The organism is Ensifer sp. NM-2 (genome assembly GCF_003024455.1).
In the GTDB taxonomy this organism is placed as follows: Bacteria; Pseudomonadota; Alphaproteobacteria; order Rhizobiales; family Rhizobiaceae; genus Ensifer; species Ensifer canadensis.
This window is the reverse complement of the sequence record NZ_PVZR01000010.1, coordinates 186440-207404: the sequence shown is the minus strand read 5'-3', so window position 1 is coordinate 207404 and position 20965 is coordinate 186440. Positions and strand designations below refer to the sequence as shown.

Genomic DNA, 20965 nt, shown 5'->3' with positions numbered 1-20965 from the left:
CAACGATCAATTCGTTATGCCCCATATGGCGAGCGATTGCGGCTATTTCAAGCCCTTATAATCACATCGTCCAAATCCTGTCTTCGGCCCCGGAGACCTGAGGCGGCCAAGGTGCCGATGCTCCGCCACCATTGACGGACCTCAGGTCGGACCTAAATTTCTGCCGATTGCGAACGGAGGATTTCCGGATGGAATTGCACCGCGGTCGGCTGATCGACCATATTCAACTCGTGATCAAGGATCTCGGCGCCAGCCGGAGGTTTTACGAAGCCGTGTTTCAAGCTCTCGATGTGCCGATGGGAGGCGAGGGCAAAGACTACTTCTGGGCCGACGAGCTTTTCGTGTCGACCGCCGATAGCGAAGCGGCCCAAGGAAAGCTGACCGGGCGCCATCATCTCGCGTTCCAGGCCCGGGACCGCACCATGGTCGACGCCTTTCACAAGGCCGGCGTTGAAAACGGCGGTAAGGACAATGGGCCACCCGGCGAACGCCCCTATCACCCAGGTTACTACGCCGCCTTCCTGCTCGATCCCGATGGCAACAACATTGAGGCGGTGTTTCACGGGCCGGCCAACCGCAGCGCCAGTTCGGTGAAGATCACGTTCTAAAGCATGTCGCGCAGTGCGCAGCGGTTTTGCGATAACGGCATGCGCAGAACCAGAGCTTAAAGCGCAACAAGAGAATCCTGGAGATCGCGACGCGCTTTAGCGGCTGCCGGGGTGACCCGCCGCTCACGTGCTGCTGTCGCGCCGACCGGCCCGCGTTGCCGCTGTTCTCAACCTGGGATCTGGTCACTTGACATTCTGCTAAAAATAGAACAAAAAGAGAACAGATGTGGAGATGAACGATGACCCGCACTGACATCATCAATCGCGCACTGGCCGCCGTCGCCGATTCTCGCCTGAAGCGGGAGCGCGACAGTGAGCGCCGCAAGCAGATTTTTGGCCGTATCGACCTCACGGCACCTTTGCCGAAGCTGAGCCGCGGCGTGCAGCTCAGCTTGAATCTCGATGGCGGGCGGAAACGATCCGAGCCGACGAGGGCGAAGTCCCATTGACCCCGAAGGCCACCGCGATTGGTGGCGCGCAAAGTCGATGCCGAGCGGTTGCTTTCCAATGAAAGAGCACTGTACGCCTTGGTGCGGGACTGCCTGCGGTTATTGCCACGAACGCGGCGGCGCCGAGGATAATCGGTACGACGGGCGGGTATAAAGGCATCTGTCGCGGCCAGAGTCATGTTGACCTCAGTGATAGAACCGCTTGGCCACGGTGCCGGAGGAGGCATCCCATCTTCCAGAAACCGTTGTCGGAGGGAGCCGGAGCCGCCGCTTTCGCTTCGCCCGCCGCGGCATGCCATGCTGTCTCAATCTAGATCCGTAAGGTGTTCGAACGGTCGGCGCCGACATCAATGTCGGCCCGGCTGGATCAGCCCGCGGACGGAGCGAGATGGCGATGAACTGCGGAGAACGATGGGACAGGTGGCATCTCGTGCGGTCAGATGTTCGCGATTTGCGGCGGTTATGGATCACCGCCGGCCGCGTCCTGAGGAGAGGCGTCCTTGTCGGCGCCATGATCTTGTCCGGCTGCATGGCGCCTGATACGCGCCCGACCAACAAGCCACTTGTCTTCACCACCGGGAGCATCCAGTTCCGGGACGCGCAAAACTTTGGCGACGTCGGCATCATCATTGCCTTTTCTGGCGGTGGTGCCAGATCTGCCGCCTTCGGCTATGGCGTACTGTCCGCCCTGGCTGATCAGCCTTCGCCCGGTGGTAAGAACCGAATGCTCGCCGATGACGTCGCAGTCGTTGCTGGGGTTTCGGGCGGTGCGGTCCTTGCCTCCCATTTCGCGCTTCGCGGGCGGACCGGTCTTGACGATTTTCGCCGGAATTTTCTCGGTCAGGATGTGGAAGCCTCGCTGCACACGGCCTTCACGCCGCAAAATCTGCTGCGCGGTTATCAGGGTGGCATGAACGACCTCTCGGGGTTCCCGTCCTGGCTCGATCGCAAGCTCTTCCGGGGCGCGACACTTGGCGACATGAGCCGTCCTGACCGTCCTCGGCTGGTGATCCACGCCACCGACCTCTACAATCGCAACCCGTTCATTTTCGATCGTCCATCCTTTGCCGCAATCTGCAGCAACTACAATGACTATCCGCTGGCCTATGCCGTGGCGGCGTCCGCCGCTGTCCCGGTGGTGTTTGCGCCGGTCACCCTGCAGAACTTCAGCAAAAGCTGTTTGCCAGGCGATGGCGGAAGCCCGCGAGCACAGTCGTCTGCTCGTGGCGCGACGTCGCTTGTCGAGCGCGAATATTGGAATGCGCTCGGCCGCTACGAGACGGCGCCGGATCTGAACTATCTCAAATTATACGACGGCGGCCTGGTCGATGGCATCGGAACACAGAGCCTGCTGCATCTGATGGGCCGGCCAGCGCCGGAACCGCTTCCTGCCGCCCGCGCGCGACGGCTCCGGCACCTGCTGGTCATCGTCGTCGATGCCTCGACGCGGGTTGGAGGTGATCTTTCCATCAATGCAAAGAGCCCGAAAGCCCCCGATGCGATCGTGGCCGCGATCGATGCGATGATCAACATTCCGAACTTCCAGAGCTTCGATGCCCTGCAAAATCGATTGCCCGTCTGGCGTGATCAGGTCATCAGATGGCGCTGCGCCACTCAGCGTTCCGGCAAAGGCTGTCGCGATCTCGATGTCGGCATCGTTCGCCTGGCGCTCGCCGATACCGCCGATCCGCCAACGGCAAAACGCATCATGCGGCTGCACAACCGCCTGACGTTGAAGCCCGACGATGTCGACTTTTTGTCAGGCCTTGGCCGACGGCTTCTCATCGAGCATCCGGCTTATCGACAGTTCCTGCAACGCACGGGCAAGGGGATGCCGCTTGCGCGTTCAACGCCAGATCTCCGGCGAGGCGGACTCGTGACGGCCCGGCGGATCACCAGTATGTTCTGACGTTTACGCTCGGCATCGAAGCGATACGAATGCCCATCAGTGGTATCGGCTGATCGCCAGGTCCGCCGTTTCGATCTCGGGCTTGGTGCCGCTGATCAGATCGCTCAGCACGCGGCCCGAGCCGCAGGCCATGGTCCAGCCGAGCGTGCCGTGCCCGGAGTTGAGGAACAGGTTGGCGAAGCGCGTTGCACCGACCACCGGGGTTCCATCCGGCGTCATCGGCCGCAAGCCGGACCAGAAGGTTGCTTGCCTCTGGTTGCCAGCGCCGCCGAACAGGTCTTCGACCGAATGTTCGAGCGTCGCGCGACGTGTCTGGGGAAGGGCACTGCTGAAGCCGGCGATCTCCGCCATGCCGCCGACGCGAATTCGATCGCCAAGCCGGGTGATGGCGATCTTGTAGGTCTCATCCATGATCGTCGATACCGGCGCCCGCGTCTCGTCGACGATCGGAACGGTGATGGAGTAGCCCTTCACGGGATAGACGGGCAGGCGAAGGCCGAGCGGCTTTAGGAGCGCCGGCGTATAGCTGCCGAGGGCGGCGACGAAGATGTCGGAACGGATCTCGCCCTCTGCCGTCTCGACGGCGACGATGCGGTTGCCCTCCTGTCGAAGCCGGCGGATATCGACGCCGAAGCGGAACTGCACGCCGAGAGCCTCGGCGCGTCTCTGCAGTTCGTTGGTGAACTTGAAGCAGTCGCCGGTTTCGTCATTCGGCAGCCGAAGGCCGCCGACGATCTTGTCGCGGACCGGTTGCAGGCCTGGTTCAGCGGCCACGCAGCCGGCCGGGTCGAGCACTTCGAAGGGCACGCCATCGGCCTTCAGCACTTCGATATCCTTGCCGATGCCGTCGAGTTGCTTGGCGGTCCGGAAGAGCTGCAGGGTGCCCTGCGTGCGGTGATCGTAGGCAATGCCCGTTTCCCCGCGTAGCGCAATCAGGCAATCACGGCTGTATTCGGCAAGGCGGACCATCCGCCCCTTGTTGACGGCGTAACGCGCCGAGGTGCAGTTGCGCAGCATTGCCGTCATCCAGCGCCAGGTGGCAGCGTCCACCATCGGGCGGATGATCAAGGGCGCGTGCTTCATGAACAGCCACTTGAGTGCCTTCTGCGGGATGCCGGGTGCCGCCCACGGCGAGGCATAGCCGGGAGAAATTTCGCCGGCATTGGCAAAGCTCGTTTCCAGAGCAGGGCCGGACTGCCGATCGAGGACGGTCACCTCGTGACCCGCCTTGGCAAGATAATATGCGGAGGTGACGCCGATCACACCGGCGCCCAATATGGTAATCTTCATCGCATCCTCAGGATCACAGATCGATCGTCAAACGGGCTGAGGTACGCGCAAAATGCTCGCTGTTACCAGCCCCCAAACCCGGCAGAAGTTGCGCTCGAACATAGTGAAATAATCGAGCACGATCATGCGAAGTAGCGCTTGAATATTCGAGTATTCGCTGATCTTAAGAATTATCGGCGGGAAAATGAAAGAATCTGCATGTCCGGTTTGGATGCGATCGATCGCAACATCATTCGTCTGCTGCGTCTCAATGCGCGCATGAGCAACACAAAGCTCGCCGCCGAGGTGGGGCTGTCACCTTCGGCCTGCTTGAGGCGCATCAATCTGCTGGAGCAGGGCGGCGTGATCCGCGGTTATACGGCGCTGGTCGGAAACGCCGATGGCGACAACGCCATTGCGGTGATCATCAACATCACGCTCGAACGCCAGACGGAGGAGCACCTCAATCGCTTCGAGGCGGCGGTGCGGAAACACCCGGAAATCCAGGAATGTTACCTCATGACCGGCGGGTCCGATTATCTGTTGCGGGTGGAGGTCGAAAATGCCGGCGACTTCGAGCGCATCCACAAGGAAATCCTTGCGAAGCTCCCGGGCGTGTTGCGCATTCATTCCAGCTTTTCGATCCGCAACGTGCTTGTGTCACGCGCGAGACGGCGCTAGCTCATTCGCGCAGCGAGAGCCGTAGCGCGCGGCTTCTACCCTATGGAGCGGTTCCAGCGGACGATGGCCGATACCAAGCATGTTTCCTCAACCAACCCGTTCACTGGCATTGTCCAAGCGGAGGCCATTGCGACGGCCTCCGCACAGACTTCCGAACGCGGATCAGTGAAGCGCGCGCTGCTCGGGTGGTGTGGATTGCAGCCACGGCGGGAACGCCCGGCTCGAAACCAGACGCGCGATCAGGCGCCCGCTCGGGGATAGGACGTCGACGATCGCGCCCCGATATTCGTATTCCTCGGCGAGTTCGTCGACGATGAGTTGTCCGTAAGCGACCGCACGGCCGTCATTGGGGTGCTGTTTGCCGGCCTGATCGCGGCTCGTCACGCCGGCCGCATGGATATGGTACATGTAGCGGGGCATAGTCCGCCGATCCTTTCCGATTTGCATGGGCTTTCAATGCTTCTCGCATCCACAACCGATGGCGGAGGGATGTCCGAGACACGCGATGACGGGATTTTATAACACGGTTTGTGGGACCGTTCCCGTGACATGGGCGTGACGCTTGCAGGCGCTGTCGCTAATATTCAACTAACCATTTGGAATATTATCGTTTTTTGCCGACTTGGTGGGCGCGCCCACGCGAAGGGGTAACCGTGCGCCGGCATTTCTATGGTCTCTTCAGTCAAGACCACTGCATGTTTCCCTAAATCCTATTTAGAAACATGCAGCAATTCAAAGTGCTACAGTGACCTTTGCACGTCTCATAAGACGCGCGGCGCTGTAGAACCTGCATGGTGCCCTCGGAGTGCCTGACCGGCGCTCCGCGCATGGCTGGTCTGCGAAGTCAGATCTACGAAATCGCGTGCATTCTTGTATAGTCAACTCATCGAAGCGATGCATCTCCTCCCGCAGGACTTCGAGTGTGCAAGCGCTTTCTCCTCCTCCCAACGAGCGCTTGCCGGAATGGCGACACTCCTCCTCCCGGTTGCCATTCAATCCCTTTGAAAGCCTGCCGCACCTCCTCCCGCGGCAGGCTTTTTCTTTTGGGGAGCTGCCTTTATGCATATGTGGACGGCTCCCGCTTGCAAGTCATTTCTGCAGATATTTTCGATCGGATCGCTTGCTTCCATATGTGCGGCCTTTGAATGCGGTCGCACATGACCACTGGCCAAGATGGTTTCCGCGACGCGAGTTCCCAACAAGGCAACGACCTTAAATGGCCACTGGATATAACGGAGTTTCACGCGTCTTGGATCGATCGATCGCACCATCTGCTTTTCTCTTGCAAGTTCACAGCATCAGCTCAGCACGGTAGCGTTCATTGTGTGCTCACCGTGATGGCCAATCTGTCATGCCGCCAGCCCCGCAGCCTGCGGGACATCTTGTGATCTTCGGCACGCTTCGCCGCTGACCATAAGCTTCCAGGCGACACGGGCGATCTTGTTCGCCAGCGCCACCGCAACCAGCTTCGGCTTCTTGCGTTGGAGGAGTTCAAGGAGCCATCGGGAGGCGTGTTTACTTCGACCTATCCGAACCTGCTGAAGAAGGGCGGTGGCACCAACCACCAGGACGCTTCGTAGCATCTCGTCGCCAGCGCGGGTGATCACACCAAGCCTGACTTTGCCGGCGGTCGAATGATCTCTGGGCGTCAGACCGATCCAGGCGGCAAAATCACGCCCCGATTTAAACATCGTCGGATCCGGGGTCTTCATCATCAGAAGCGATGCGCCAATCGGTCCAACACCGGGGATTTCCGCCAAGCGTTTGCTGCATTCATCAGCACGATGCAAGGTCATCAGCTTCTCATCGACGGTTTTGATCTCGGCAAGAAGATCACGATGTTCCTCACCTTGCATGGCGAAGAGCTCACGTGCCAATTCCGGCAGAGCCTCGTCACTGGCGATGCGCTGCAACAGCGGTTCGATCCGGCACATACCCTTGGCCGCGACGATGCCGAACTCCATGGCAAAACCGCGGATAGCATTGGAAAGTTGGGTGCGATTGCGGATCAACCTTTCCCTCACTCCGACCAGCATCAAGGCTGCCTGCTGATCGGCGGTCTTTACCGGCACGAAGCGCATGGTCGGGCGGCTCATCGCCTCGCACAATGCTTCTGCATCTGCCGCATCGTTCTTGCCACGTTTGACGTAGGGCTTTGCCAGTTGCGGCGCGATCAGCTTCACCTCGTGACCGAACGAGCTTAACAATCTCGCCCAGTGATGCGAACCGCCGCAGGCCTCAAGCGCAATAGTGGTCGTCGGCGTCTTCGCGAAGAACTTCACCATTTCCCTGCGTGAGAGCTTCTTGCGAAGCACCGGCTGCTCGCTCGCATTCACACCATGCAATTGGAAAACGCTCTTTGACGTATCCATACCAATTCGGATAATCTGTTCCACGGACGGTCTCCCTCGATTGAGATTTCAACGAACTCATTCTGGCACATTCGATGCCGTTGGGAGCCGTCCACTCCAACAAGGCAGGTTGTAATCACTCAGGATTTGAAACTGGGCCCGGAGCGCGCGGCTGCTCCCGCGCGCAATGCGGCGGCCCAAGTGCATAGGGACGGCACCACAGCAGGCTTCGGCTCAGGGGCAACGCAGCTGTGAAATAGAGATCAGGCCAGCCAGGCACACGTCAGGCGCCTGGTCTGTCGCAAAACCTAGCTTGCCCGCCTGGCGAGCCAGTTCTGCCATTCGTTCTCGTTGCCGTGGAACACATTAAGGTCGATCTTGCCTTCGACGCCGTGCGACAGGCCCGAGCCCGAATACTGCCAGAAGATCCACTTGCGGCCTGGATATCTCTTGGAGGGATGAGCTGCCACCGAGCGCAGCCAGAACGGGTAGTCGAGCAGTTCGCCGGTCAGGTTGTCCTGATAGAAATCCGGGGCGGTGTAGATGATCGGTCGCTGGCCGTAATGCGCCTCGAGCTTGTCCATGAAGACTTGCATCTTTTCAAGCACACGGGCGCGCGACAGGCGTCGCTTGCAGCTGGACTCACCGTTGTATTCGACGTCGATGACAGGCGGCAGAGCGCCGGCTTCTCTTGGAACATTGCGGATGAACCAGTCGGCCTGCTCGCCGGCCGTGCGGCACCAATAGAAGAAGTGGTAGGCGCCGCGCTTCAGCCCGGCTTCTTTTGCCTTGCGCCAGTTCTTCTTGAACATCGGATCGAGGTGGTCGCCGCCATCGGTCGCCTTGATATAGGCGAAGTTGGCACCCTGCGCGCGCAGCTTGGGCCAGTCGATCTCGCCCTGCCAGCGCGACACGTCGACACCATGAACGGCCATCTTGCGCGGGGATGCGCGGCCGAAATTAATCGGCTTGGCATCGCGGAAGCGATGGCTGTAGATCTGCGTGCGTGTCCCCGGTGTCGTCAGGACCGCGGGTGTTGCCGGGGCGATCACGGCAACGGGCCGCTCCAGCGGCATGGGCGTTGCCGCCGTCTTAGCCTGCGGTCGGAAGGCTTCCGGTTCCGGAACTGCTCCGGCCCAGGCCAGCACCTCCTGCGGCGGGGCGGCTTGAGCCGCTGCGACGCCGACATTGGCCGAAGGCACGGGAGACGTCGGCACGACCGAACTCGTCGTTTCGCGCGAGGGCTGCTGCGGCACGATCGTGTCCAGCGTCGAACTGGACGTGCAGCCCGCCAAAACCAGACAGGCAAGGAACATTGCTGGCACAGCTGAAAAACGCATGAGCACCCGTACGCAAAACATTGTCGACGGCGAACAACAGTACCGCCGGGACCCCATTGATGTGAAATTGCTAACGGAAACTTACCGGAAAAGATTAAATACAATCTTTACGATCGACCCCCTTTCCGAAAAGTCGAAGCGGCGAGCATGGCGCAGAGAGAACACGCTTCTTTACAGCGCCGCGCGTCTTATCAGACGCGCAAAGGTCGCTGTAGCACTTTAAATTGCTGCATGTTTTTATCCTTGAATCGGATACGATTTAAGGAAACATGCAGTAGCGCGTCATGCCGGCGGCAGGTCGATCCTGAAACATGCGCCGCCCGATGTCGCGTCGACGATCGCGACATGGCCACCGTGGAGGTGCACGATCTCCCTGACCAAGCTCAAGCCCAGCCCGGCGCCCTTGCCGCCGGGATGAAGCCGGCTGAACGGCTCGAAAATTCGTTCGCGCTCTGCAAGTGGGACGCCGTCACCTTCGTCGCAGATTTCGACGCGCGCCGGCGCCATGACGCGAAAAGTGATCTTGCCGCGACGACCGCCATGCTCGATGGCATTCTGCACGAGATTGGTCAAAGCCCGTTCGAGCGACGAATGATCGCCAAGGACGATCATCGGCTCGTCTGCCGGATCGAAGGACATTTCGTATCCGGCGGCAAAGGCAAGTGGCGCCAGATCGACAATGACGCGTTCGGCGAGTGCCCTGAGGTCGAGCGGGCAAAACGGGGTCGTTCGTTTGCCGAGGCGCTGCAGGTCGAGCAGCTGGCCGGCGAGTGTCGCCAGGCGATTGGTGTCCTCGATCAGCCGCGCCTTGCCGTCGCTCGGCGGCAACGTTGCTACCCGCGTGTTGAGGATTGCAATGGGGGTGCGCAACTCGTGAGCCGCCTGGGCGAGAAAGCGCTTGTGGCGGGCATATCCCTCGTCGAGGCGTTTAAGGGCATTGTTGAAAGCTTCGACCAGCGGCAGGAATTCGGCCGGAACGCCCTTGATCGGCATCTGCACGCCCTGCTGGTCAAACTCGATATGGGCTGCATGGGCTGCTGCATGCGAGAGACCGGCCAGCATCCGGCGAACGACGATCGGCGTGACGATGATGGTGGCGAGTGCCAGCAACAGCAGCATAGGCACGAAAATGGTCAGGAACGCGCCAGAGGTGCCGAGCAGCAGCCGGCGAAGCGTGAGTTGCCCCTCCGTGCCGGTGAAGATCTGGATATTCCCCGCGGGCGAATCGACCCATTTGACGACGGCTTCCGGCCGCGAATCCTTGTCGGGCGAGAGCCTGAAGCGTCCGTCGTTCATCCGGTCGAGACCGGCCGTGGCAAAGGCGAATGCCAGAGGCACCGCGCCTTCGGAAAGCCTGTGTCCGGCGCGGTCGCGAGCGATGAACCAGATCTCGCCTACTTCGCGCCGCAGCCGCGCCAGCTCTGGGGTTTCCTGGACCACGAGGTTGTTCTGCCCATCGCGCACGATCGCGTCCGTGAGCACATCGATATTGCCGTTCTCGTAGCCGTCGATAAGATAGCCAGTCGCCCAGAGCAGACCGACCGCGATGGCGATTACAAGGCTGATGGCGGCTGTTTCGAAGAGCACCAGCCAGCGGACGAGCCGCCATTTGAAGGAGTGCGGCGTGCCGGTGATCATTGCGCTTCCCGCAGGAGGTAGCCGACGCCGCGAATGCCATTGATCGTGACGCCTGCATTGGCGTCGAGAAGCTTTCTCCGCACACGCGATATGTGGGTATCGAGGGCGTTCGACTGGATTTCGTCGTCAAGGCCGAACACGGCTTCCATGAGGGCCGCACGCAGCACCATCCGCCCCATGCGCCGCGTCAGGGTTTCGAGAACCAGCAGTTCACGGCGTGGCATTTTCAGGGGCACGCCATCGACTTTGGCTTCAAGATGGGCGAGGTCGAACGACAGGCGGCCGACCGCCACGACGTCGGATTGTACGGCGACAGGGCGCCGCGCCAGCGCCCGCAGGCGCGCCAGAAGCTCCTCGAATGCGAAGGGCTTGCCGATATAATCGTCGGCGCCGCCATCAAGTCCGGCGACACGATCCGCAAGTTCGCCCAGCGCCGTCAGCACAAGCACCGGCACGCTGTTGCCCCGCAATCTGATCGCCGGGATGAGCGAAAGCCCGTCTCCATCCGGCAGCCGCCGATCGAGCACGACGACGTCATAGACCGCATCGCTGAGAACGAGGGTCGCCTCCGCCAGGTCACGCGCATGATCGACGACCATGCGGTGTTGGCTAAGCGCTGTCTTCAGCGCCCCCGCAAGTTCTGCCTCGTCCTCGACCAATAGCACCCGCATGAAACCGCTTCACTCCGCACGACGCTCCGACGCGCGGCGATCCTCGCGCACGTTCATTGAGGGAACCTGTCATCAGCCGGAAAAACAAACGATGTCCGGTTCAATCAGTGACGAGGTCTTCAACTCGGCTCTGTCGGATGACCTTTGCACGAGGACAATCGGTTGCCCGTGACAGCGCCATAGCGCCGCTCGAAATCGGCGGCGATATCGGAGATGGCGATCTCGCCCAATCGCGCGAGCAGCAGGGTCTCTGCCTCATCGAGTGTTCGCTCCAGCGCCGAATTGACAGCCTGTTCGACCAGGCATTGCGGTTCGTCGGTTGCGACACCCATGGCGAAGAAGCCGGGACTGCCGATGGTTCGATAGACGTCGAGGAGGGTGATCTCGGAAAGCGGCCGCGACAACGTCCAACCGCCGCCATGGCCCTTCTCGGACGACACGTAACCGGCATCGCGAAGGCCGGCCATCGTCCGGCGCACGACGACGGAGTTCGTGCCGAGCATCCGGGCAATGGTTTCGGATGTCATCGGCGCTGCGTGCTTTTCCATGTGCAGCAACACATGCAGCAGCCGTGAAAGCCGTCCGTCCTGGCGCATTGGCAATCTTCCCTGTTTCGCATCTGATAGCATGGATAGTGCCGCCTTGGGGGAGGCCGCCGTTTCATTGTCCAGCGGCGTGACGCCCGGACCCGCTGCAGTCGCTGTCAGTCGAACATCAGCGAGCGGTGGGTTGCAGCTCCGGCCATGGCACCGTCTCCAACGGCGAGCGCGACCGACCCCGTCGGCCTTGCCGCATCTCCGCAGGCAAAGACGCCCGGAACCGTCGTTGCCTTCATCGCATCGGTTCGGATGTAGCGTCCGAGCGGGCCGTCGTCCAAGGTGCAGCCGAGCTGTTCGGAAAATGGCGCCGAGACCACCGTCCTGGTGGTGGTGAATATGCCGTCCATCGGCAACACCCGCCCGTCCTTCATGACGACATCGACCCGTTCACCCTCGATCCTGTCGATAAGCCCGTGCTCCAGCGTGACATTGCGCCATGCAAGCTGCTGTAGCTGGTCCGCGTCGGGCTCGAATGCACCGTTGAGAAAGAAGGTGGTCGGACCCCAGTCCGGCAGCATCAGCGCCTGATGCATCGAAAGGGGCGACGTCGCGAGCACGCCGATCCTACCCTGGTCGAGTTCGTAGCCATGGCAATAGGGGCAATGGAAGACGCTCCTGCCCCAGCGTTCGGCAAGCCCGTCAAGATCCGGCAGGACGTCGGTGACGCCGGTGGCGAGGACAAGCCGTTTGCCAGTGACATCGGGGCCCTGCTGCAGGGCGACCTTGAAGCCATCCTGCACACGTTCGGCACTTATGGCGGCAGTCTGCAGCCATTCGACCGACCGGTATTCCATCAATTGCGAGCGGGCTTCGGCGGCGATTTCAGCCGGCGCGCTGCCATCCTGGGTCAGGAAACCGTGCGATGTCGCGGCGAAACGGTTCCGCCGCATTCCGGTGTCGATAACCAGCACGCTCCTGCGGGCGCGGGCGAGTTGAAGGCCGGCGGAAAGGCCGGCGTAGCTGCCGCCAAGGATGATTACGTCATGGGTCATATCGGGCCTCTTCGTCTCAAGATCGTATCTTTATAAGTTACGTGAAGTTGGCTTTCAATATCACGAAACAACAAAAGTTCCATGACTGAGCCTGGCGGCGATGGCTGGCGCCTCAGGATCGGCTCCGGCCGAAAGACGCGAGGCTACGGATAGCTTTGCTGGCGGGGCGGACCAATAGGACCGTCGCTCAAGTTGCTCTGGCGCGATTTCAAGGCAGACAAAAGTCCGCCTGTTTGGTAGTCGACTGGATATTATCGTTGCGTGTTCAGCCTCTGTCCCCGGCATCGGGGATCGGAACGCTTCCCGCCAAGGTCCCGCACGGGACGCCCCCGATGAACGACCGGATTTCCCATGCTTCGCAGTTTGTACAATTGGACGATGGACCTCGCTGGCCGGAAGTCCGCCGCATGGTGGCTGGCGCTGGTAGCCTTTGTCGAAAGCTCCGTCTTCGTCGTTCCGGCAGACGTCCTGTTCCTGCCGATGGTGCTGGCAAAACCGCATAGGGCCTATCGTTATGCCTTCATTGCCACACTGTTCTCGGTGCTCGGCGGCATCGCGGGCTGGTTCCTCGGACACTACGCCTTCGACGCGATCGCCCGTCCAATCCTGCAGTTCTACGGCAAGATCGATGCGTTCGAATCGATGCGCGCTTCGGTCGACATGGAGGCAATCGTGCTTCTGCTGGTGACATCGGGGCTTGCGCACGTGCCGCCGATGAAGGTCGTCACCATCCTCTCTGGTGCCGCCAATGTCAGCCTTGGCATGTTCATCGCGTCGGCGGTGATCACGCGCGGCGCGCGCTTCTTCATTTTGGCGGCGGTTCTTCGCCGGCACGGCGAAGCCGTCCGGCATTTCATCGAGAAGCGCCTGGGGTTGATTGCAGCCGTCGCTGCGGCCGTGCTGATCCTGCTTTACGGCGTCTACGTTCTCGCAAAATAACAACAGCGAAGCTGTGCCGAAAGCCTGCCTGCCGTCGGTGGAGGCAAAGGCTTAACGGCCATTTCGGCCCGACAGTGCGCGCCTTGAGGTATTTGGCAAGGCGTTATTCCGTCCATCCGCGCGCAGCGTCTACCGCAAATTGATATCTTGCAAACCGTCGGCAAGCGGCAGCCAAATGGGGGAGATCCAGGTCGCCCAGTAAAGTCTCCGAGAGGCAAGTGTTCATGCGGCTTATCGTTGTCAACGACGTGTCGGAGGCCCTGGGCGGTGCGACCAAGGTCGCGCTCCAATGCATTGAGGCAGGCGTTGCGGCGGGGCTCGACTGTTCCGTTCTGGTCGGGGATGACGGTGCGGGCATTCGCTTGCGATTCCCGGGCGTACAGGTGGAGGCGCTGGGCGAGCGCCCCTTGCGCGACGGCGTCCGCTTCGCAAACCTGTTCGACAGGAATTTCAACGGCCGCGCCTACCGTGCCTTGCGCCGATTGCTCAAGTCCGGAAGTGACACGGTCGTTCATGTTCACGGTTGGTCACAGATCCTGTCCCCTTCGATTTTTCACGCGCTGGAGCGCAGTGACGCCAAGGTCATCGTTACCGCGCATGATTTCTTTCTGAGCTGTCCGAACGGCGCGTATGCTCATTTCGGGAAGGGCGATATCTGCGAGGAGAAACCGCTGACTGCCGGTTGCTTGGCCAGCGCCTGCGACAAGCGCAACTACCTTCACAAGCTGTGGCGTTTCGGCCGTTCGATGACCCAGAGCGCCGCGGGTGAGGTCTTCTGGGGCCGCGTCGGTGTCATTCTCGCGCATGAAGCCATGGAACCTTACCTGAGCACGGGCTCGCTTCGAAACTTCCTGACGTTGCGCACGCCGTCGACGCCGCTCACGCGGTTTCCCGTTGAAGCCTGGAAGAACGAACGCGCCATGTTTCTTGGCCGCATGACGGTAGAAAAGGGCGTCCGTACGCTGGCCGAGGCGCTCAACGTGACGGGCAAGGCGGCGACCTTGATTGGACAAGGGCCGTTGCTCCAGGAAATACAACACACACTTCCTCACTGTCATGTTCCGGGATGGCTTGATGACGGCGAGGTTACCGCCGTCGCGGCCAAGGCACGCTATTTTTTCATGCCGTCGCGGATGCCCGAACCCTACGGTCTCGTCGCCGCCGAGGCGCTGATGTCGGGCATACCGGTGATCGCCAGCAGCAATGCGCTCATTGCCAGAGAAATCGAAGAGAACCAGGCGGGGCTGGTTTTTCAGAGCGGCAATGCCCGATCCCTCGCCGAGAAGATGGTGCTGATGGAAAACGACGATCTCGTTCGGCGTTTGAGCGAGGGTGCATTCGCCTATGGCAAGAGGATCGCGCCTTCGCGCGATGAATGGCACCAGCGGATGGTCGATATCTATGCCGGACGGATCAAATTTTCGATCCGTGATGTGATGACAGGGGCGGTGGGGCGACCTGGACATCCAGAGTTTGGGATGGCCAGCCGGATCTGAAAGGGAGAGAGGATGGCGCGTGCATTGGTGACCGGCGGAGCCGGATTTGTGGGACGCCATCTCTGCGGCAAGCTGATGTCGGAAGGTGTCGAGGTCGTTTGCGTCGATAAGCTCGCGCGCGGAACCGGGGCAATGCGTCCTGAGGATTGGCCGAACCCGCCGAGGGGCGGCTTCTCCCTCATCGAGGAGGATTGCCGCCGCTACTTCGATCGCTCCGACGACCGTTTCGACATGGTGTTTCATCTCGCCGCGATGGTCGGCGGTCGTGTCATGCTGGAGACCCAGACGCTTCTGGTTGCTGAGGATCTCGCGGTGGACACCGATATGTGGCGCTGGGCCGCGCGCACGCGTCCGGGATCCGTCATCTATTTCAGCTCGAGTGCCGCTTATCCCGTGAGCCTCCAGCGCCCGGAAGGGTACCGCAAGCTGAGCGAAGACATGATCGACTTCGAGCACACGATCGGCGTCCCGGATCTGAGTTACGGCTGGGCGAAGCTCAGCGGCGAATACCTCATGAAGCTTTATGTCGAGAATTATGGCGGGCGGGCGGTCGCCTACCGGCCGTTCAGCGGCTACGGCGAGGATCAGGACCTGAGCTATCCATTCCCGGCGATCTGCAGACGGCTCCTCGATGAGCGCGGCACGGAAGAGGTTTTCGTCTGGGGCTCGGGCCGGCAATGTCGCGACTTCATCCATATCTCGGATTGCGTCGATTTCGTCTGGCGAACCTTTACCCGGTTGCAGAACGGCGCATCTCTCAACATCTCCACCGGCATCGCCACCTCCTTCATTGAACTCGCCCAACTGGTCAGCCGGTGCATCGGCTGGGAGCCGAGAGTAAGCGGCCGGTCAGACAAGCCCGAGGGCGTGTTCTTCCGTTGTGGCGATACGGCGCTGCAGGCGTCCTATGGCCTTGCGCCGCGCATCGATCTTCAGGCCGGCGTGGCGCGGGCGCTCGACCAAATGCAATCGAAGCGACCCTATGCACTCGGTGGCGTTGCCTCTCAATAGCCGGATGCGGGCGGCGCAACCGGCTGTTCGGCAAAGTTCGCACGCAGGCGGCTGGTCGCTCCCACGAGCAGGCTAACATCGTTCCCAACAGCGACGAAGAGCGCGCCCAGTTCGAGGTAGCGCTTGGCGAGTGCGGTGTCCGAGGTCAGGATGCCGGCAGCCTTGCCGTGCGACTGTATGCGCGCGAGTGCAGCCTCGACCGCCTCCTGCACCTCGGGTGCCCCGGGCCGGCCAAGGAAGCCCATGTCGGCCGCCAGATCCGCCGGACCGATGAAGACGCCATCGACCCCTTCGGTCGACGCAATATCGTCCAGTGCCGCCAGTCCCGCACGGCTTTCCACCTGCAACAGCAGGCAGATCTCGGCATTGGCGGTCGGGAGATAATCATCAATGCGGTTGAAGGCCGACGCGCGGGCAAGCGCTGCGCCGACGCCGCGCATGCCGTGGGGCGGATACCGCACGGCACGGACCAGCGCGCGGGCCTGTTCGCCGGTCTCGACCATAGGCACCAGCAGCGTCTGCGCGCCGAGATCGAGAAGCTGCTTGATCAGCCACGCCTCGCCGATCGGCGGGCGGATGATCGGATGGCTCGTCGAACTGGAGAGCGCCTGGAGCTGCGCCATCATCAGCGGCACGTCGTTCGGGGCATGTTCGCCGTCGATCAGCAGCCAGTCGAAACCGGCACCGCCGCAGATCTCGGCGGTGTAGGGATTGGCGAGGGCCAGCCAAAGGCCGATCTGCGGCCGGCCCTCGGAAAGGGCAAGCTTGAACATATTGCGTGGAGCAGGCATGGGCGCACCCTATTCGAAGAAGCAGCTGACGGTTCCCTGCGGCCCGAAATCGGCGACGATGGTGTCGCCGTGCCGGGCCTCGACGGGGCGGATGAACGAGCCGGCAAGCACAATCTGGCCGGCGTCGATGCGGTCGCCATAGCTGGCAAGCCGGTTGGCAAGCCAAGCGATGCCGCGGGCCGGATGGTTGAGGACGCCTGCACCAAGCCCGGTTTCTTCAACCGCGGCATTGCGCGAGACGATGGCGCCCATCCAGCGCATGTCGACATCCTGCGGGCGCATGGCGCGGCCGCCGATGACGATGCCGGCATTGGCGGCATTGTCGGAAATGGTGTCGACGATGGTTCGGGCCTTCTTCGTTTCCGGATCGACACGCAGGATGCGTGTGTCGAGAATCTCGAGCGCTGGAGTGACGTAGTCGGTAGCATTGAGGACGTCGAAGACGCTGACATTGGGGCCGGCGAGCGGCGCCTTCATGACGAAAGCGATCTCGGCCTCGATGCGCGGCTGGATGAAACGATCCCTGGGGATCGTGGCGCCGTCCTCGAACATCATGTCGTCGAACAACACGCCGGAATCGGGAATATCGATGTTCAGCGCATATTGCATCGCCTTCGACGTCAGCCCGATCTTCCAGCCGATGACCCTGCGTCCGCGGGCGATCTTCTGCTTCACCCAGGCCGATTGCACGGCGTAGGCGTCGTCCATGGTCATGTCGGGATGCTTCAGGGAGAGAAGGCCGGTCTGGATACGGCTCGCCTCCGCCGCATCGAGCGTCCTTGCGGCATCGGCGATTTCGCTGGCGTTCAACACGGCTCACACCTCGTCGGCGATGGGGTTGCGAAGCAGGCCGATGCCATCGGCCTCGACCTCGACGACATCGCCGGGTTTCAGCCAGATCGGCGGGTCGAAGCGGGCGCCGGCACCGGTCGGCGTTCCCGTGACGATCACGTCGCCGGGCACCAGCGTGGTGAAGGTCGAGACGTAGTTGATGATCTTGCGGAAGGAGAAGATCATCCGGCTGGTTCGGTCCTGCTGGCGGACCCAACCATTGACGCGGGTTTCGAGCTTGATGTCTGCGATCTGCGCCTCGTTGGTGAAGGGAACCAGCCATGGCCCGATCGAACCCGTGCGGTCGAAGTTCTTGCCTTGCGTGACGTTGAACTTGGCGTGGCGCACCCAGTCGCGGATCGTGCCTTCGTTGCAGAGCGACAACGCAGCTATATGGTCGAGCGCCGAGCCTTCGGGGATGCGCCGGCCGCCCTTGCCGATGACGATGACGATCTCGCCCTCGTAGTCGAGCTGCGGGCTTTCAGGCGGGCGGATCAGCGGCTGTCCGTGCCCGGTAAAGGAGCGCGGAAAACGGATGAACAACGACGGGTTGGGAGGTGCTGCCTGCCCATCCCGGTACTCTTCGTTGCGATCGGGGAAATTGACTCCGACGCAGATGATCTTTTCCGGCGCGGGGATCGGGATTTCGAAGCGGATATCGGCGAGCGACACGTCGGGGGCGAGGGTGGCGGCTTCGTCCGCAAGCCTTGTCAGGGCGCCGTCGGCAATGACCTCGCGCAGCGTCGGCCATTTCGAGCAATAACGCCGGGACAGATCGATGATGCCGTGGTCGCTGACAAGGCCGTATCCCTGACCGTCGCTCGTGTAAAAACTGGCGAATTTCGCAAGCGTCATTTCAATCCTCCGGCCTGGTCGGGCGATGCCGACGGGCAGACATGTTTGATCCCGCAGATCACCGGTTAGCCATGCCCGCAGCGACCTCGGTGATGACATCGAAGGCGACATCGGCGTCCGCCTCGGTCATGTCGAACTGGCCTGCCTGGAAGCGGATGGCGACGCGGCCGTCGACCCGCGTCTGGGTCAGGTAAATGCGGCCATCGTCGTTGATGGCATTGACCAGCGCGATGTTGTGGGCGTCGCTGTCGGCGCCACCGCGATGGCGGAACGAGAACAGCGAGAAGCGCGGCGCGGTGACGATTTCGAAGTTTTCGTTCGCGCCGAGGCGCGCGGCCAGGCGATTTGCCCAGGCGACGTGGTTGCGGATCATCGTCTTCAGACCATCCAGCCCGTGGAAGCGCAGCAGGAACCACAGCTTCAGGGCGCGGAAGCGCCTTCCGAGCGGGATCGTCCATTCAGAATAGTTGATGATGCCGTCGCGGCCATGGGTCTTCAGATATTCCGGTTGGATCGCCAGCGTGCGGACGAGATCATCGGGATTGCGGATGAAATGGGCAGAGCAGTCGAACTGGGCGCCGAGCCATTTGTGCGGGTTGAAGACGACAGAATCCGCCTCTTCGACACCGGCCCAGAGCGAGCGGAATTCCTCGCAGATCATTGCCGACCCGGCCCATGCCGCATCGACATGGACATAAAGGCCGTGCTTGTGGGCGACGCGAACGACTTCGGCGATATCGTCGCAGGCGCCGGTGCTGGTGCCGCCGGTACAGGCAATGACGCCGGCCGGCAGGAAACCTGCGTCTTTATCCCTGATAATGGCCGCTTCGAGCGCTTGGCAGTCCATTGCGTGGAGCGGCCCGGCCGCCGGTATGCGCACGAGGTTTTCCTCGCCGATGCCCGACACCCAGATGGCCCGGTCGATCGAGGTGTGGACTTGGTCCGAGGAGTAGATGCGCAAGGGCGCGTGTGCGCTCAGTCCTTGCTTGTTGCCTTTCCAGTTCAAGGCGCGCTCGCGCATGACGAGTACGGCGGAGAGCGTGGCGGAGGACGCCGAGTCCTGGATCACGCCGGAAAAGCCGTCGGGCAGGCCGATCGCCTGGCGCAGCCAGTCGATCACCCTGGTTTCGAGCTCCGTGGCAGCGGGGGAGGTCTGCCACAGCATGCATTGGGCGGCCATCGCCGTCACCAGATATTCGGCGATGACGGAAACCGGGGCGGCGTTGGCAGGGAAATAGGCGAAGAAGCGCGGGTGCTGCCAATGGGTCATGCCCGGCAGGATGATGTTTTCGAAATCCTCGAAGATCGCCGCAATGTCCTCGCCGGTCTGGGGCGGCTTGCTCGGGATCTGGGCTGCGATCGCGCCCGGTGCCGTCTGGGCGCGAACAGGCCTGTCGCGTAGCGACGCCCGATAGGCCGATCCCCATTCCGCCGCTTTCTGCGACCACTCACCGAAAGTCTTCTCGTCCATAACGTTCCTCCCCTTGCGCCATTGGTGCCGGCCCTGTTGTGCCGGCATCCACCTTTCATGCCTCGATTTACGGGGCGATGATAGGTTGCGCCTTCAACGCCGGTTCCACCGTCTCGGCGTCTGCAAATTGGCTGCCCTCTTCGAACCAGGAGCGTGGCGCAGGCGCGCCCCAGAGCGTTTGGCGCTGCGGGTCCTTGAGATCCCATTTGATCGGTTCGAGATCGGGATCAACGGTCTGGTAGTCCGAGCAATAGATCTCGATGCGGTGGTTGTCGGGATCGCGGACATAGAGGAAGAAGGCATTGGAAATGCCATGACGTCCGGGGCCGCGCTCGATATTGGCGAGCCAGCCGGAGGTCGACATCAGGTCGAGCAGGTCGATGATGTTGAGCGGCGTCGGCACCCAGAAGGCGGTATGATGCAGGCGCGGGCCGCGACCATTGGTAAAGGCGATGTCGTGTACGCCGCCCTTGCGGTGGGTCCAGGCCGCCCAGAGCCGGCCGGTCTCCTCGTCGGCCGTATACTCGGTCACCCGGAAACCGATCTCGTTATAGAAGGCGACGGCGTCGTCGACATTGGGCGAGAAGCAGTTGAAATGGTCGATGCGCAGCGGCTTTACGCCGCGATAAAGCGCATATTTCTGATGGATCGGCGGCAGGCGGTCCATCTTCGAATAGAATTCCAAGGGAATGCCCTGCGGATCGCGGGTGCGGAAGGTGCGCGACTGATAGGGCCGCTCGATCCATTCGACCGGCAACCCCTTCTGCTTGAAGAAATGCGCCGCCTTGTCGAGGTCCTCGTCACCAAAGACCTTGAAACCGAGATCGCGGGCTTCGGCAGTCGCTGCCTTCTTCAGCACGATGCAGTGATGGCCGCGTTCTTCCATGGCGCGCAGATAGATCGTGTCGGCCGTCTCGTCGGTCACCTGCAGGCCCAGCACATCGACATAGAAGGCGCGCGATTTGGCGAGATCGGTGACGGCGAGTTCGACATGGCTCAGCCGCACGATGTTGAAAGGCGGGTGAAGGTTCGGCTTCGGTAAGGGCATTCTTGTCTCCTCCAGT

20 protein-coding genes are annotated in these 20965 nt (G+C 61.6%); 7 read left to right on the top strand and 13 right to left on the bottom strand.

Annotated features, from left to right (window positions below; genetic code table 11):
* Positions 1-188 precede the first annotated feature (188 nt).
* The 3 genes from C6558_RS20745 (at position 189) to C6558_RS20735 (ending at position 2966) form a co-directional block, all read left to right on the top strand.
* Positions 189-608 (top strand): VOC family protein, encoded by a 420-nt coding sequence (locus C6558_RS20745; protein ID WP_025428258.1) that lies wholly within the window; start codon positions 189-191, stop codon positions 606-608.
* Between the two features lie 239 nt (positions 609-847).
* Entirely contained in the window at positions 848-1057 is a 210-nt protein-coding gene (locus C6558_RS20740; protein WP_025428259.1) for a hypothetical protein, read from the top strand.
* 430 nt (positions 1058-1487) lie between these two features.
* A complete protein-coding gene (locus C6558_RS20735; protein WP_158071722.1) occupies positions 1488-2966 on the top strand; it encodes a patatin-like phospholipase family protein in 1479 nt (492 codons plus the stop codon).
* Between the two features lie 36 nt (positions 2967-3002).
* On the opposite strand, the gene C6558_RS20730 is transcribed toward C6558_RS20735, so the two are convergent.
* Positions 3003-4256, bottom strand: a complete 1254-nt coding sequence (locus C6558_RS20730; RefSeq protein WP_057214645.1) for a D-amino acid dehydrogenase — start codon at positions 4254-4256, stop codon at positions 3003-3005.
* A 198-nt stretch (positions 4257-4454) separates the two neighbouring features.
* Here C6558_RS20730 and C6558_RS20725 point away from each other — a divergent pair, with 198 nt between their 5' ends.
* Positions 4455-4916, top strand: coding sequence for an Lrp/AsnC family transcriptional regulator (locus C6558_RS20725; protein ID WP_025428262.1), 462 nt, complete (start codon positions 4455-4457; stop codon positions 4914-4916).
* A 162-nt stretch (positions 4917-5078) separates the two neighbouring features.
* Here C6558_RS20725 and C6558_RS20720 read toward each other — a convergent pair whose 3' ends face one another.
* The 7 genes from C6558_RS20720 to C6558_RS20690 form a co-directional block, all read right to left on the bottom strand.
* Positions 5079-5336, bottom strand: coding sequence for a hypothetical protein (locus tag C6558_RS20720; protein ID WP_128090487.1), 258 nt, complete (start codon positions 5334-5336; stop codon positions 5079-5081).
* A gap of 929 nt (positions 5337-6265) precedes the next feature.
* Positions 6266-7312 carry an IS110 family transposase gene (locus C6558_RS20715; protein ID WP_084815039.1) on the bottom strand — a complete coding sequence of 349 codons (1047 nt, stop codon included), beginning with the start codon at positions 7310-7312 and terminating at the stop codon, positions 6266-6268.
* Between the two features lie 263 nt (positions 7313-7575).
* On the bottom strand, positions 7576-8607 hold the full coding sequence (locus tag C6558_RS20710; protein WP_057214642.1) for a GH25 family lysozyme: 1032 nt from the start codon (positions 8605-8607) through the stop codon (positions 7576-7578).
* 282 nt (positions 8608-8889) lie between these two features.
* Positions 8890-10245, bottom strand: coding sequence for a HAMP domain-containing sensor histidine kinase (locus C6558_RS20705; protein ID WP_057225059.1), 1356 nt, complete (start codon positions 10243-10245; stop codon positions 8890-8892).
* On the bottom strand, positions 10242-10916 hold the full coding sequence (locus tag C6558_RS20700) for a response regulator transcription factor (RefSeq protein ID WP_057225058.1): 675 nt from the start codon (positions 10914-10916) through the stop codon (positions 10242-10244). The genes C6558_RS20705 and C6558_RS20700 overlap by 4 nt, the downstream gene beginning before the upstream one ends.
* 119 nt (positions 10917-11035) lie before the next feature.
* Entirely contained in the window at positions 11036-11512 is a 477-nt protein-coding gene (locus C6558_RS20695; protein ID WP_025428268.1) for an Rrf2 family transcriptional regulator, read from the bottom strand.
* A 107-nt stretch (positions 11513-11619) separates the two neighbouring features.
* Positions 11620-12507 carry an NAD(P)/FAD-dependent oxidoreductase gene (locus C6558_RS20690; RefSeq protein ID WP_057225056.1) on the bottom strand — a complete coding sequence of 296 codons (888 nt, stop codon included), beginning with the start codon at positions 12505-12507 and terminating at the stop codon, positions 11620-11622.
* A gap of 351 nt (positions 12508-12858) precedes the next feature.
* Between C6558_RS20690 and C6558_RS20685 the strand changes: the two genes are divergently transcribed.
* The 3 genes from C6558_RS20685 to C6558_RS20675 all read left to right on the top strand — a co-directional run bounded on the left by C6558_RS20685 (position 12859) and on the right by C6558_RS20675 (position 15953).
* Positions 12859-13446 (top strand): YqaA family protein, encoded by a 588-nt coding sequence (locus tag C6558_RS20685; protein ID WP_057207375.1) that lies wholly within the window; start codon positions 12859-12861, stop codon positions 13444-13446.
* 224 nt (positions 13447-13670) lie between these two features.
* A complete protein-coding gene (locus C6558_RS20680; protein ID WP_063991849.1) occupies positions 13671-14942 on the top strand; it encodes a glycosyltransferase in 1272 nt (423 codons plus the stop codon).
* A 12-nt stretch (positions 14943-14954) separates the two neighbouring features.
* Positions 14955-15953 carry an NAD(P)-dependent oxidoreductase gene (locus C6558_RS20675; RefSeq protein WP_057207374.1) on the top strand — a complete coding sequence of 333 codons (999 nt, stop codon included), beginning with the start codon at positions 14955-14957 and terminating at the stop codon, positions 15951-15953.
* Here C6558_RS20675 and hpaI read toward each other — a convergent pair.
* The 5 genes from hpaI to hpaD all read right to left on the bottom strand — a co-directional run bounded on the left by hpaI (position 15947) and on the right by hpaD (position 20949).
* Positions 15947-16744, bottom strand: a complete 798-nt coding sequence (hpaI, locus tag C6558_RS20670) for a 4-hydroxy-2-oxoheptanedioate aldolase (protein WP_084815037.1) — start codon at positions 16742-16744, stop codon at positions 15947-15949. The two genes, C6558_RS20675 and hpaI, sit on opposite strands and share 7 nt — an antisense overlap.
* A 9-nt stretch (positions 16745-16753) precedes the next feature.
* Positions 16754-17557: a 2-oxo-hept-4-ene-1,7-dioate hydratase gene (gene hpaH, locus C6558_RS20665; RefSeq protein ID WP_057214618.1), complete on the bottom strand. Its 804-nt coding sequence runs from the start codon at positions 17555-17557 to the stop codon at positions 16754-16756.
* 3 nt (positions 17558-17560) lie between these two features.
* Complete coding sequence (locus tag C6558_RS20660; RefSeq protein WP_084815036.1) at positions 17561-18430, bottom strand: fumarylacetoacetate hydrolase family protein; 870 nt, start codon at positions 18428-18430, stop codon at positions 17561-17563.
* Between the two features lie 58 nt (positions 18431-18488).
* Positions 18489-19901, bottom strand: coding sequence for a pyridoxal-dependent decarboxylase (locus tag C6558_RS20655; protein WP_084815035.1), 1413 nt, complete (start codon positions 19899-19901; stop codon positions 18489-18491).
* Between the two features lie 67 nt (positions 19902-19968).
* Positions 19969-20949: a 3,4-dihydroxyphenylacetate 2,3-dioxygenase gene (hpaD, locus tag C6558_RS20650; RefSeq protein ID WP_084815034.1), complete on the bottom strand. Its 981-nt coding sequence runs from the start codon at positions 20947-20949 to the stop codon at positions 19969-19971.
* Positions 20950-20965: the final 16 nt, after the last annotated feature.